This is a genomic window from Pseudotabrizicola sp., assembly GCF_030684215.1.
Lineage (GTDB): Bacteria > Pseudomonadota > Alphaproteobacteria > Rhodobacterales > Rhodobacteraceae > Pseudotabrizicola.
In genome coordinates, this window is record NZ_JAUXOV010000080.1 from 14,332 (window position 1) to 27,741 (window position 13,410).

A 13,410-nucleotide genomic window follows, 5' to 3' on the forward strand; every position below is an offset into this window, starting at 1 on the left:
CTTTGAAAGCGGTATGTAAGGCGGCTTGGTTGCGTGCCTGATCCCGTTACGGAATGCACACCCTTTGGATGACCTCAGGCGCGCGGTTTTGTCCGTCTATCCCGCCATGCATTGCGCCACCTGGAGGCTGACCCGTCGCTCATGCCACGCTTTTGGCATGGCTGCGATACGGGACCGCCGTCTTCAGATTGGCGCTGGATCGCAGAGATGTGGGTTTTTCAAATTTCGTCATCGTCATCAGACTTTCTTCAGGCATCTTGCTGGGAGAATTCTGTATACGCACCCCTCAAGCATTGGGGAGGATGACCGGAGGCTTGCCTTTGCCCGACCGGCCTGCAACCATCAGTAACAACAGATTTTCTGCATTCCGGGTGGGTTAGGATTTACGACAGGTGGCGTTTCGATTTGTTCATACCGCTGATTTGCATCTCGACTCGCCGCTGGTATCCTTGGCGTTGCGTGATCCCGACCTTGCGGCCGAGGTGGGCGTTGCCAGTCGCACGGCCCTGACGCGCATTGTTGATCTGTGTTTGGCCGAAAGCGTAGATGCGCTGCTGATTGCGGGTGATCTGTGGGACGGGTCGCAAACCTCGGCCAAGACCCCGCGTTTTCTGAAGCAGGAACTGGTCCGGTTGTCCGAAGCCGGCATTCGCTGCTTTATCTTGCGTGGCAATCACGACGCTGCATCCAAGGTCAGCAAAGAGCTTGAACCGCCGGCGCTTTGCCATGTTTTCGGCACCAAACCGGGTACTGAACGGTTTGAGGTGGGCGGCCACAGTATCGCCGTTCACGGCATCTCTTTTGCCGAAGGTGCTGTGCCTGAAAGCCTGCTGCCGCGGTATCCGGCGCCTTTGCCAGGTGCTTTCAACATCGGGATGATGCACACCAGTCTGAACGGAAGTGCAGGGCATGATGTCTATGCGCCGTGCAGCGTCGGGGATCTGGATGCGCATGGTTATGACTATTGGGCGCTTGGCCATATCCACAAACGGGCCGACTACACAGGGCGATCCGTTGTTGTTATGCCCGGCATCCCACAAGGCCGCGATATCGGTGAGGCGGGGGCGGCGTCGGTCACGCTTGGCCTCTTGGATGATGCCGGACATCTGACGCTGCACGAACGCCCCGTCGCCGCCTTGAGGTTTGACAGGCTGACGGTAGAGTTGACGGGAGTTGAGAATTGGGGTCAGGTCGTCGCGGCTCTGACGGGCTCTTTGCGCGCCGCGGGCTTGGCTGCACGCCCCGAAGAACATCTGGTTCTGCGCCTGCACCTGACCGGCAACACATCATTGGCCTTTCGCATTGCCCGCGATCTTGACCAACTTCGACAAGAGGCCGTCGCCTGCGCTGAAGGGGTCAACGGCCTGTGGATTGACAAGTTGGAAAACCGGACCTTAGGAGGCGGCACGGCAGAAACCCGGCTTCCGGCTGATCTTGTGGCCATGGTTACCTCAGATTTACCCAACGATCCCGCATTGATGGCTGCACTTGGCGATCTGGCGCGCGATCTTGTGCAGGATTTGCCCCCCGATTTGCGCGACCTGCTTGGCGACGACGAAGACACCCTGCGCCGACACTGCGCCAGCCTTCTGGCCGAAGGCACGGCGCAACTGTTGCCGCGACTGACGATGGGCGAGGGCTCCTGATGCGTCTCGACCGGCTGGACCTGACGCGCTATGGCCGCTTCACCGATGCGCGCCTGGATTTTCCTACCCCGACAGGTGGCGCGCCCGATCTGCACGTGATTTTTGGCCCGAACGAGGCTGGCAAATCTACGCTTTTTTCAGCTTGGCTCGACCTGCTTTACGGCATCCCCGTGAGAACTCGTTACGACTTTTTGCATGCTGGTCCGACCATGCAAATCGGGGCCACCCTGACCCATTCCGGCGGGGTGCTTGAAGCGGTGAGGGTCAAGCGCAATGGGCCATCCTTGCAAGATGCCACGGGCCAAACACTGCCCGAAGCGGTGATGCAGGCGGCATTGGCAGGGCTTGGGCGCGAAGGCTATGCCGCGATGTTCTCGCTTGACGATGACACGCTGGAACAGGGTGGCGACTCTATCCTTGCCAGCCGTGGTGATCTGGGTGAGATGCTGTTTTCAGCCAGTGCCGGGCTTGCCGGTCTTGGGCCGCAGCTGGAAGCCGTCCGCAAAGAGCTTGATGCCTTCCACAAGCTGCGGGCACGCAATTCGACACTGAAGGTGGCGAAAGACCGGCTGCACGAACTGGACAGACAACGGCGCGAGTTGGACATTACGGCCACTGCCGCGCAAAAGTTGCAGCGCGACCTGACGTCCGCCGAAAAAGCATGGGCCACAGCGCGGCAGTCCGAAAACGACTGCGATGCGGCCCTGAAGGCAAATGCGGCGGCGCTTGCGGTTCTGCCGCAGCAGGCAAAGCTCGCGCGGCTACAGGCCGAGGTTGAACCGCTGGCCGATTTGCCAGAGGCGACCGAAGCCGATGCGCGCGCCCTGCAAGAGATCGAATTAGCTCTGCAAGGGCTTGCAAGTCAAATCGCCACACGGGCTGAAACGCTGGCCGAACTTGATCGTCGCAAGGTGAACCTGCTCCGCGACGCCGCGATTTTGCCCTGGGCGGACCAGATTTCCGAAGCGACCGGTCTACACCCGCTGCATCTTGCTGCACTGGCCGACCTGCCCAGACGCCGGGACAAGCTGGGCGAGGTCGTGGCGGATTTGGCGCGACAGATGCAGACGCTTGGGCTTGCCGATGCGGCGGCGCACCACAGCATCGCGCCTGCATCAATGGCGCGTTTGCGTGCATTGGTCACAAAGCGCGATGTCACGCTTCAGGCCCTTGGCCGCGCGCAAGTTGAGGCTGTCAAAGCCAAGAACCGTTTGGCCGCCGCGCGCGAAAAACTGGGCGATCCCGCACCTGCCGCAGATTTGCAAAGCCTCGCGCATCTTGTCGCCCGCCTGCGCCAGACCGACCCCGAGGTGCAACAGATGCGCGCCGAACAGGGCCTTGCCCTTCGCAACGCCGAAGTGTCGGAAGCGATGATCCCGCTGACCCCTTGGAGTGGGACCGCGCAGGAATTGGTGACCCTTGCCGTGCCTGCCCCTTGGCAAATCACCGCTTGGGAAGTGGCCGATCAAACCACCGGCCGAACCTTGCGCGATGCCTGTGATGCACTGGAACGCTGCAAGGGCGATCTGGCAACAGCGCAAAAGGGCGCGCCTGCGTATGTAGGCGCAGCACCATCATTGACCGAGGCCGTAAACGCGCGCCAACACCGTGAGGCGGCATGGGCCGCGCATCTGGCCCGCCTTGCACCCGAAACCGCAGCAGCGTTTGAAACCGCGCTGCGGCTTGATGACCGGATCACCTTGCATCTGGCCGAAGCGACCGCCGCAGCAAAGCTTGGCGCTGAACGCGCCTTGGCCTTGGCCCAGATCACCGATGAAGTGGCCAGGTCCACCGCCGAGGTTCAAAGACAGCAAGCGGAACGGCAGGCGTTAAAGCGGGCAGTGGCGGAATGCGCCAAGGAGCTTGGCCTGGACGGTGCGGGGATCGCTGACCTGAAGGGCTGGCTGTCGCTGCGTGAAAAGGCGCTGATAGCAATTTCAACCCGCGACCAAGCGCAAGAAACCCTGTCCCGCGCAGATGCCCTACTAGACGCAGCAACGGGCCATCTTGCCGAAGCGCTAAGTCTGGCCCCAGAACGCGGATTTCCCCCGCTTTGGTCCGAAGCATTGGCACGGCTGGATACCGTCAGCCAACAGCAAGACGCCGCAAAACAATTGGCAGACCTGAACGCCGACCTTAACGAGCGTACTACTGACCTTACCGCGGCGAAACTGGCTTTGGAAAGCTGGCGCGAAGATTGGGCCACCGCCAGCACAGGTACGCCTTTGGCCGAGGTGGCTGAGGACGATATGGGTCTTGCAGCCTTGCTTGACGAACTCGACACTCTGACCCGGCTTGAGATCGAACGCGCGGAACTGGCTGACCGCGTGGCAAAAATGGAAAGCAACAGTCGCAGCTTTCTCGATGCCTCGGGCGTCATCTTTGTGGCGCTCTCATTGCCTGCGACCACGGCTTGGGCAAGTCTTGGGGATCGCCTGACCGCTGCACAACAGGCCGAACGTGACCACGCGCAAATTCTTGCGGATTTGGCGCGTGAACTTGAGGCTCAAGGTGTCAGTCAGGCTAAGCAAGTTTCGCTTGCAGCCAAGCGCACAGCCCTCGGCAACCGGTTTGAATGGGCTGGTGATGGAAGCCTGTCCGATCACCTGTCTGCTTGCCTGCACGCCAACCGTCTGCGGCGCGATATCGCCGAACTGGAGGCTGACCTGGCCCGACATCCCGCACCTTTGGAGGATGCAAGCCTGCTAGAGGCCAACGCAACCCGCCTGCAAGATGCGCTTACCCTTGCGCGGGCAGGTTCCGAAGCCCGCTTGACCGAACTGACAGAGACGCGGCGGTTGCTTCATGCGGTCGGCGGCGACGACGCGGTTGCGCATATCGTGGCCGAAAGGGCAAACCTTTTGAACGAACTTGCAGACCAGGCCCGAGCGCATCTGGCGCAGCGTTTCGGGCTGATGGCGTTTGAACAGGGCCTGCGACGCTATCGCGACAGTCATCGCAGCGCCATGCTGGCACGCGCGTCCGATGCTTTTCGCCAACTCAGCGGCGGCGCCTATACCGGGCTTGCGGCACAACCCGAAGGCACAAGCGAAGTTCTTGTCGCTCTGCCCGCAAAAGGGGGCTCGAAACTGGCAACTGATCTGTCAAAGGGCACACGGTTTCAGCTGTATCTTGCCCTTCGGATCGCCGGATACCATGAGCTGGCAAAGTCTCGCCCCCCCGTGCCGTTCATCGCAGACGATATTATGGAAACCTTCGACGACGTTCGCGCCGAACAGGCCTTTGGACTTTTGGGTGACATGGCGCACAAAGGGCAGGTGATCTATCTGACCCACCATCAGCACCTTTGCGACATCGCGGTCGCGGCCTGTCCGGGCACAAGGCTGGTCGACCTTAGGGAACTCTAAACAAATCTGACTTGGAAAACGCGGAGTGTGATTGCCGTGCGTTGGCAAAATTGGCACCGGGGCTTTGCGCAATCATGGCCATCCGCTCATCCTGAAAATGCGCTGCTGCGCCGGCCACCAGTTGTAAAAGTGTCTGCGCCGCGTGGCCCGTTGGCTAGACAGCGTCACTCCTCTGGCAGTCGCCAGAAAGCGAGCAGAAATCACGGCCCTCTGATTGCGCGAAAAAGCCCGCTCCGCGCGATCTTGCAGGCGACGAAGACCCGCCGCGTCGAATGCTGTGCCAAGGTTTTTGTGACGGCACGACCGATGGCCAGATCAAGCAGAACATCACAATGATAAACTCTATTGACTGTCCGTCGTCGAATGATTTGGAACAGGCGGCCTGATTTTGGAGCGGAGAGTGCGGGCTCACCGATTTCATTTTATGCTGCTTGACACTGGTGGTTCAAGCGGCGGTTTTGGATTGTCTTCTGTTTGATGCGCCTCCTTTCGGCCAGGATGGTTTCGCCGCGCCCGAAGTAGACGTCAGCCGGTGTCAGGTTGCCGATGCTCTCGTGGTAGCGGCGGTTGTTGTAGTGATCGATGAATGCGGCGATGGCGGCTTCAAGTTCACCTGCAAAGAAGTAGTTTTCCAGCAAGATGCGTTTCTTGAGGGTCTGGTGCCATCGTTCCGTTGCCCGGCAGCGGTTTGTCTTCAAACCGCGAGAGGGGATTTTGTCCTGGGTCTGGGCCCTTACGGCGATGCAAGCATCGCCTACCGGGTAACAGATGCATCGGCGCGCCGCGAACATGTTTCATGCCCTTGTCCTCGAGGTATTCGGCCAGATCCCCCGCAATGTAGGACGAGCCATTGTCGCTGAGCAGGCGCGGTTTGTGCAGAACCTTGGCACTGTCGCAGCCTGATGCGGCAAGGGCGATGTCGAGCGTATCGGTGACATCTTCGGCTCGCATATTGCCGCAGAGCTTCCAGCCGATGACGTAGCGCGAGTAGTCGTCCAGGATCGTGGACAAATAGAACCAGCCCCAGCCGATGACCTTGAGGTAGGTGAAGTCGGTTTGCCACATCTGGTTTGGTGCTGTGGTTTTGTCTTTGAACTCATTCGCGGCCTTGATGAAAACATAAGCGGGGCTGGTGATCAGGTCATGGGATTTGAGCAGGCGATACACAGAAGCCTCTGATACAAAATACTTTTCCAGATCAGTAAACCGCACCGCCAATTCGCGGGGCGACAGTTCCGGCTCTTCCAGCGCCAAGGCCACGATCTGAGCCCGCACCGCTTCCGGAATGCGGTTCCAGACGCGGGAAGGCCGTGAAGAGCGATCTTCCAACCCCTCGGGCCCATGTTCGATGAAGCGGTCATACCATCGATAAAACGTAGTGGGTGGGATGCTGATCTTGGCCAGGGTCCGCCGGACAGGCAGATGCGACTGCTCGACCAGCCGGATGATCTCGAGCTCCTGAGTGGCAGGATACCTCATTCGTGGTCGCCCCCAGCCCCGGTCATGTTTTTTTTGAGCAGACGGTTTTCAAGGCTGAGATCGGCCACCAGTTCCTTCAATGCCAAAGCCTCGGCGCGCAGATCCTTCACCTCGCCTGTATTCACCTGGCGGGCCGTATCACCGGCCAGCCGCTTCTTGCCAGCCTCGAGGAATTCCTTCGACCAGCTGTAATACAGGCTTTGGGCCGTCGTCGGGCAAACAGCCCCCCGGACTGTTTGCTGACCCTCCTCCACCTTCCTTGCGGCACAGCTCGGCAATGCTGTCTTCGCCACGAAGGCCGAGCACGATCCGGATCTTTTCCTCGGAGGAATGCAGCTTGCGCCCCTCTCATCGATACTGCGTATCGATTGCCGGGCAACGGTACGCGCGCCGTATGTCTTTAACGACCTGCTCGGCAGGGGCCTTCGTCGTCACGGGTTTCTTCGTCATCTTCAACTCCAACTGGGGTAAAGATGAGCCGCAAACCCTCCGCTATGCAATCACGCTAAACTGTTCCATGGGCGCTGATGGCGGACACATGCGCGCCGATGATCACCGGGGCGTTCGACCAAACCAGCGCCGCCGCGTTGAGGCTTTCGCCGGGCTTCGGAAAACTGGCGGAGCGGATCGAGTTGGCGAGGCGCGTGCCCAGCCCCGCACCGGTGATCTGTGTGCGCCAGGCGGATTTCAGGCCCTTGCCTCGGGGGTTTCGGCCAGTTCCTTGCGCTCGCGGGCCAGATCGGCGGTTTCGGCATCGGTTTGCGAACTGACCGAAACATATTCGCCTGCGGCCATCGACATCGCCCCTGCCACAAGACCGGCGAGACCGGCAATCAGCACTTCAGGCCGACCGCTGCCTGCGGCGGCAACGCCGACAACAAGACTGGCTGTCGATACGATGCCGTCATTTGCCCCGAGGACAGCGGCGCGCAACCAGCCGATGCGATGCACAATATGGGTTTCGGAATGGAAGAGGCGGCTCATGCTGTGGCTCCTTCAGGGGATGCTCGCGGGGTGTCTATGCCAGCAGGGGAAATGCGCAGTGCGCGCAGAGCATTCAGGATGACGGCAACGTCGATGAATTCTTGAAACAGCGCGCCTTGAACGGGTGACAAATAGCCGAAAGCTGCCGCAATCATGCCCAGCACGGACAGGCCGATCCCGACAACGACGCTTTGCAATGCAATATGGCGGGCGCGCCGGGCGATCTCGATCCCCGGTGCGATACGGTCCACGCGGTCGACCAGCAGAACGACGTCGGCGGCTTCGGCACTGGCCGCGGCCCCGCGCGCACCCATCGCCACGCCCACATCGGCAACAGCCAGTGCAGGGGCATCATTCACACCGTCGCCCACCATCATCACCGGGCCGGTCTGACGCTCGGCCAGAACCAGATCCACCTTGCCATCCGGGGTCAGTCCGGCGTGGATGCCATCCAGCCCAAGACCCTGCGTGATGCGTTGGGCAACCTCCATCCGGTCACCGGTGGCCAGCAAGATTCGGGCGATCCCCTGCGCGCGCAGGCGCATCAGCATCGCAGCGGCGCCTGCGCGTAGAGGGTCAGCCATTACGAGATGCCCGGCCAACCGGCCATCCACCGCCACGGCGACCATCAGCGACCCGGCGGCCAGTTCGGGGTGATCGCCCGACGCTTTTCCAACTTGCCCCGCCACGAACCCATCGCCGCCGACAATGACCTGCAGCGCGTCAATCCAGCCGATCACCCCTTCGCCGGGGGTTTCCGCGACATCCAAAGGGACTGGCAAGGTCAGCCCCCGCGCTTTGGCCGCAGCAACAATGGCTTGCGCAACCGGGTGCTTGGACGCCTGATCCAGCGCTGCTGCAAACCGCAGGATGTCATCGGGCGTCATGTCACACGCGGTGTCGATGGACACGATCTGCGGCCGCCCGTCGGTCAGTGTTCCGGTCTTGTCCAGGATCAGCGTGTGGATACGAGCCATCGCCTCTAACGGTTTTGCCCCTTTCACCAGAACCCCAAATTGCGCCGCCCGCGACAGGCCCGCCACCAGCGCAACCGGAACGGCAAGGATCAGCGGGCAAGGTGTTGCCACAACTAGCACAGCCACCGCACGGATCGGATCACCCGTGAACCACCATGCCGCAAAGGCAATGGCGACCGTGACCGCCAGAAACCCCAGCGACCAGCGATCCGCCAGCCGGGCCATCGGGGCCTTTGACCGCTGCGCCTCTTCAACCAGCCGAACAATCCCGGCATAGGTGCTGTCTTTTGCCTCATGCGTGGCCGTCAGATCAAAGGCTTCACCAGCATTTGTCGATCCGCTCATCGCGTCGGATCCGTGCTCCAGCCGGACAGGCAGGGACTCTCCAGTCAACGCTGAGGTATCCAGAAACGCCGCCGCGGACGTGACATGGCCATCGACTGGCAGCACATCGCCTTGGCGGATCAGCAGCAGGTCACCCGGCGCAATGTCGTCCAGCGGCACCTCCTCCAGCCCGCCGTTCAGATGCCGGGTGGCCGTACGCGGCACGCGCGATAGCAGGTTTCGCATCTCGGCCCTCGCGCGGCCTTCCGCAAAGCCTTCTAGAAAGGTGCCGCCCGAATACATCAGCGCAACCACCGCCGCTGCCAGCGTCTCGCCAAAGGTCAGTGCCGCCGTCATCGACAGCGCCGCCACGATGTCCAGTCCGACTTCGCCGCGCAACAGGCTGCGCAGGATCTCGACCACCAGAGCCGCCAGCACAGGGGCGACTCCGGCAAACCAGACTGTCGACGCCAAATCGGGCCTGTCGACGAAAGACAGGGCCAGCCCCCCAATCAGGCCCGCAAGCGCAACAGCAAGAAGCAGCGTTTTCAGGCGATCTGTCTGTGTCTGATCCATGGCTATCCCTTGGTGTCCGGGGTCATTGCCTCGGATATGGTGCGAAAAAGGTGGCCGACCCCTTGGGTTTGCAAACCATCGGCATTGTCATGCAAAACGAACAGGGCCTCCAGCCCGTTCCGTTGGGCCAGTTCCGCTCCGCTCGTTGGCCCTGCGACCATCAACGCCGTGGCCCAGGCATCTGCTTCGGCGCAACTGGGAGCAACGACAGTGACCGAGGCGGGCGAGGATTGCAGTGGCGCACCCTTTGCAGGGTCCATAGTATGTGACAGGCGACGGCCCTGCACGTTAGCCCAGTGCCGATAATCGCCCGAGGTCGCCACAGCGGCATCTTGCAGCGCGAGCATTGAAAGGGGCGCCCGGCGTCTGATGTCGGGTGCCTCGATTGCGATGGTCCAGGCCTGTCTGTCCGGGCGCAGGCCGAAGCTGCGTAGCTCGCCGTCTATCCCGACAAGGGCCGCGCGGTTCCCATGCATCTGCAATACCTCGGCCAGACGGTCCACGCCGTAGCCTTTGGCGATGCCGTTCAGGTCAAGCGTGACAGGTGCCGTTTTGCGCACGCGCTGCCCGAAGGCTCATTGCGTCGTTTCCTCGCTTGTTTTCAAAGAGGTCGAGGCGAACGGGTTACCGTCCCAGTCGCCATGGCTGCGCAGGGCGCGCAGGCGGGTGAAGGACGAGTAGTCGAACATCAGCCCCGCGCGGCTTTCGTCCATCCGGGCGCGGTGGCGGCCGTGGTGATAGGCGGCTTCGCGCATCGCCTCGTCCGAACGCCAGAGCGAGCAGGTAAAACCCTCGCGCCCGTCAGGACCGTTGAACACGTCGTTGTGCAGGTTCGAGGGCAAGGCGCCATACCACGCCATCACCTCGGCCACGCCTTCGACGAACAGCCGGATGCGGGGCAGCATGTCGGCATCGCGCGACAGGAACCCCGCCGTGGTGACGACGACAAGCGGGCCCCCGGGATCGGCTGCCGAGGGGCGGATCGCAGTGCCGTCCTCGACATGACCGCGCCAGTTGACCTGGCTGCGATGCGCGACCGGGATGGCAAGGCAGTGCCAGGCGTTGGCGGTCTCGGAAAGCCATGGCATCGCCGCGCCCGGATCGTCGAGCATCGCCTCGGCCTCGGCACGGCTGCCCCAGATGTCCGAGGTCAGCGTGACAAGCCCGTGCTCTCCCGGCGTGTGCTGCGGACAGAACCGCCAGACGAGGGCGCCCGACACCGGTGGAAACGTCCGGTCATGCACAGATATCGCGTCGGGAAAGCGCAGGCGGTGAAGGGTGATCCAGTCGTGACCACCCGAGGCTGTTAAGGGGCCTGGCCCCGGCGCGATATCTGCGGACACGTTCAGCCTTGCGGTGGCTGATAGGCGCCGGTCACCTTGCCCGCCATGGTCATCGCGGCCATCGCATCGGCTGCCGTCATCAGCTTGACGGTCGACGAGCGGGATATGGTTCCCGCCGATGCAACCGCCGCCGCGCCTGCCATCATCATCTTGTCATCCGGCCCCTCGACCAGACAGATCACATCATACTCGCCAAAGGCAAAGAACAGATGGTGTAGCTTGCCGCCAAGCGCCTCGATCAACTTGCGGGCCGCCGCCTCGCGGTCGGACGGGCTTGCGACCATCGCCTTGATCGCCTCTTTCGAATAGCTGAGTTGATAGAGATAAAATGCCATGTGGTATCCTCCCGATTGCGTTAGTGGCAGGGGTCATTCTCCGCCCCGGCCTGCAATACCATGCGCCTCTCGCCGTTCCCCGGCTATCAGAGCGGCTAAAAAGTTCTAAATTTGCCTTGTATTTGTGCAGGAACGCTTGTTTGCCAAAGGGGCAGATGGCACGTTACACGCGCCGGCTTCCTGCCCCGCACCGCTCTCGTGCAGGATGAATAATGGCTAAGGGTTCGATACAACATGCAAGACGCATAGACCTATACCGAGATTGCCGAGGTCGTCAGAACCTACGTCGAAGGCATGTGCCAGGGCGATGCCGCAAAACTCCGCGCTGCCCTGCATGTGAATGCCTGCAGCATCGGGCAATTTTGAGGGTGGGCTGGAATGGGAAAGCCGTGAGGGTTTCATCGGCATCGTCGCGGCGGCCGTCAAGGAACCGGACCTGTCACCGTGGCATGTCGTCAATGCGATTTCGGTGGTCGGGGACGTGGCGACGGTTCAGGTCGAAGACATCTGGCTTGGCATGCATTACGACGACACGCTGACGCTGTTGTGGCATGAGGGCCGCTGGCAGATCGTCTCCAAGGTGTTCTTTCTGCGATCCGCTGGATGATCCGGACGCATCCAACGTCTTCCGTCCCGTCCGCCCACAAAGATCTGATACTATTATAGTTTTCGACATTTTGCCTTGTTAGCGTGAAATCGGCTAGCGCAAGGCGTCGGCAGCATCGGGCGGGACGAGGCCGGCCGCGATGCGGAAGAACATGTGCGCCCGGGCAAGATAATCCGCGTTCGAGGTCAGCCAGTCCCCAGCGAGCCGCGCCTCGACCAGTGTTGGCGCAATGGCCCTGACCTGGTCAAAGGCCGCGGCCGCCCGGTCGATCCGGCCAACCCCGACCCAGGCGATCGTGGCAAGGATAAGCGGTGTGGCGCTGCCTGCAGCCTCGGCATGGGCCGCCTTGGCAGCATCAGCGGCAGCGGCATAGTTGCGCACCGCAAAATGCGCAAATCCCAGAGCCGCCAGCAGCGACCCGCGTGCGGGGTCTCGCGGGCTGCGCCTGAGCGCCGCCTCGGCCAGCGGCACGCCTTTTCCCGCGTCACCGTGAAAGCCCTCATAGAGCCCCAGCCAAGCCAAAGTCACAGCACAGTTAGGGTTCATCTCATGCGCCTGCCGCAATTCGGGCAGACCGGCATTGGAATTTTGGTTCATGAAATGCAAAAGCGCCCGCAGCCGCCGGGCGTGGTGATCGGTCGGGTCCGCAGCGATAGCCCGTGTGGCAGCTTCGATGCCGTCGGCCAGCGTCCCCGGCACCGTCTCTGTTGTCGCATGATAAGCGTGCCACCACGACACCCATGCCAGAACCCGCCAAGCCAGTCCCGAACCGGGATCGCGCGTCAGCGCCTGCCGGGCCAGATCCGCAGCCACGTCACGGGGACCTCGATCATAAGACATTTCCCGAGTCGAGATCAGAGACCAGCCGCGCAATGCCATACCATGCGCAGTTAGATCGTCGGGCGGGTCACTCTTGATCCGTGTCGCCTCGGCCCGATCGATCTGCGGTGCGAGGCAGGTCACGATCGCTCGGGCTACGCGCGCCTGCGTTTCGAAATGGCCCGCAAGATCGCGGTCGAAGTTCTCTGCCCAGACATGGCCTCCAGTGGTCGCGTCGATCAATTGTGCTGTCACCCGCACATGATCGGGGCTCGCACGTACGCTGCCCTCGACGACATAGCGTACTCCAAGTTCGCGCGCGATCATGCGCAGGTCGCGCGGCATGTCGCGATACACGATGGCCGAGTTGCGCGCGACCACAAAGAGATCGCGGAAACGGGAAAGCTCGGTCGTGATGTCCTCAACAAATCCGTCTGCCAACCAGTCTAATTCCGCGTCGCCACCGAGGTTTGAAAACGGCAGAACGACGACTGAAGGCCGTTCCGGCAGGGCCAGATGTGCCGTTTCCGGCGCGACCTCCAATCCGAAGTGCAAGCCACGCCCGGGCACGGTCACGATGGCCCCAGCCCCAAGCATCCGGCGCAAGTTGGCAACCTGGACTGAACCGCCCCGTGTTTACCGGAGGGCAAAACTCTCGGAGAATTGCCCATCATGGAACAGAATCGAAAGAAAACCCCGAAGCCGTATTCACCTGACTAAGGAGGATCAGAAAACAGTCCGGGGGACTGTTTTCCCGACGAAGCGCGAACGTGCGGTGCGGCTTGTTGCGGAGCACCGCGACGAATATCGAAGCGACGCAGCAGCGCATGCTGCGATCGCCAGCAAATTGGGCTGTTCGCCAGACAGTCTTCGCGATTGGGTTCGTCAGGCCCAACGTGATGGCGGCGAGCGGCCGGGACCGACCAGTGCCGAGAAGGCCCGGATCAAGGAA

At 61.7% G+C, this 13,410-nt stretch carries 9 protein-coding genes and 4 pseudogenes; 4 read left to right on the plus strand and 9 right to left on the minus strand.

Going from position 1 to position 13,410, the window contains the following annotated elements:
* The first annotated feature begins 392 nt into the window (after positions 1–392).
* On the plus strand, positions 393–1,646 hold the full coding sequence (locus tag Q8K08_RS21740) for a DNA repair exonuclease (RefSeq protein WP_304800783.1): 1,254 nt from the start codon (positions 393–395) through the stop codon (positions 1,644–1,646).
* Positions 1,646–5,014, plus strand: coding sequence for a YhaN family protein (locus Q8K08_RS21745; protein WP_305251688.1), 3,369 nt, complete (start codon positions 1,646–1,648; stop codon positions 5,012–5,014). The genes Q8K08_RS21740 and Q8K08_RS21745 overlap by 1 nt, the downstream gene beginning before the upstream one ends.
* A gap of 422 nt (positions 5,015–5,436) precedes the next feature.
* On the opposite strand, the pseudogene Q8K08_RS21750 reads toward Q8K08_RS21745, so the two are convergent.
* From Q8K08_RS21750 to Q8K08_RS21780, 7 genes and pseudogenes are all read right to left on the minus strand, one after another.
* A pseudogene (locus Q8K08_RS21750) lies at positions 5,437–6,943 on the minus strand (IS3 family transposase).
* An 88-nt stretch (positions 6,944–7,031) separates the two neighbouring features.
* A pseudogene (locus tag Q8K08_RS21755) lies at positions 7,032–7,193 on the minus strand (DUF6441 family protein); the annotation flags it as partial.
* Positions 7,190–7,477, minus strand: a pseudogene (locus Q8K08_RS21760) (VIT1/CCC1 transporter family protein); the annotation flags it as partial. The pseudogenes Q8K08_RS21760 and Q8K08_RS21755, both read right to left, overlap by 4 nt.
* A complete protein-coding gene (locus tag Q8K08_RS21765; RefSeq protein ID WP_305251689.1) occupies positions 7,474–9,354 on the minus strand; it encodes a heavy metal translocating P-type ATPase in 1,881 nt (626 codons plus the stop codon). The gene Q8K08_RS21765 and the pseudogene Q8K08_RS21760, both read right to left, overlap by 4 nt.
* A gap of 2 nt (positions 9,355–9,356) precedes the next feature.
* Positions 9,357–9,917: pseudogene (locus Q8K08_RS21770) on the minus strand (FAD:protein FMN transferase); the annotation flags it as partial.
* A gap of 12 nt (positions 9,918–9,929) precedes the next feature.
* Positions 9,930–10,697: a hypothetical protein gene (locus Q8K08_RS21775; protein WP_305251690.1), complete on the minus strand. Its 768-nt coding sequence runs from the start codon at positions 10,695–10,697 to the stop codon at positions 9,930–9,932.
* Positions 10,698–10,699: 2 nt separating this feature from the next.
* Positions 10,700–11,032 carry a GYD domain-containing protein gene (locus Q8K08_RS21780; RefSeq protein WP_304801866.1) on the minus strand — a complete coding sequence of 111 codons (333 nt, stop codon included), beginning with the start codon at positions 11,030–11,032 and terminating at the stop codon, positions 10,700–10,702.
* Between the two features lie 294 nt (positions 11,033–11,326).
* On the opposite strand from Q8K08_RS21780, the gene Q8K08_RS22020 reads away from it, so the two are divergent.
* Entirely contained in the window at positions 11,327–11,398 is a 72-nt protein-coding gene (locus tag Q8K08_RS22020; protein ID WP_370870579.1) for a hypothetical protein, read from the plus strand.
* A complete protein-coding gene (locus tag Q8K08_RS21785; protein WP_305251691.1) occupies positions 11,373–11,639 on the plus strand; it encodes a nuclear transport factor 2 family protein in 267 nt (88 codons plus the stop codon). The genes Q8K08_RS22020 and Q8K08_RS21785 overlap by 26 nt, the downstream gene beginning before the upstream one ends.
* Before the next feature lie 93 nt (positions 11,640–11,732).
* On the opposite strand, the gene Q8K08_RS21790 is transcribed toward Q8K08_RS21785, so the two are convergent.
* Both Q8K08_RS21790 and Q8K08_RS22025 read right to left on the minus strand, forming a co-directional pair.
* Positions 11,733–13,055: a hypothetical protein gene (locus Q8K08_RS21790; RefSeq protein WP_305251692.1), complete on the minus strand. Its 1,323-nt coding sequence runs from the start codon at positions 13,053–13,055 to the stop codon at positions 11,733–11,735.
* A 73-nt stretch (positions 13,056–13,128) separates the two neighbouring features.
* The coding region (locus tag Q8K08_RS22025) for a hypothetical protein (RefSeq protein ID WP_370870578.1) at positions 13,129–13,410 on the minus strand (282 nt) is incomplete at its 5' end.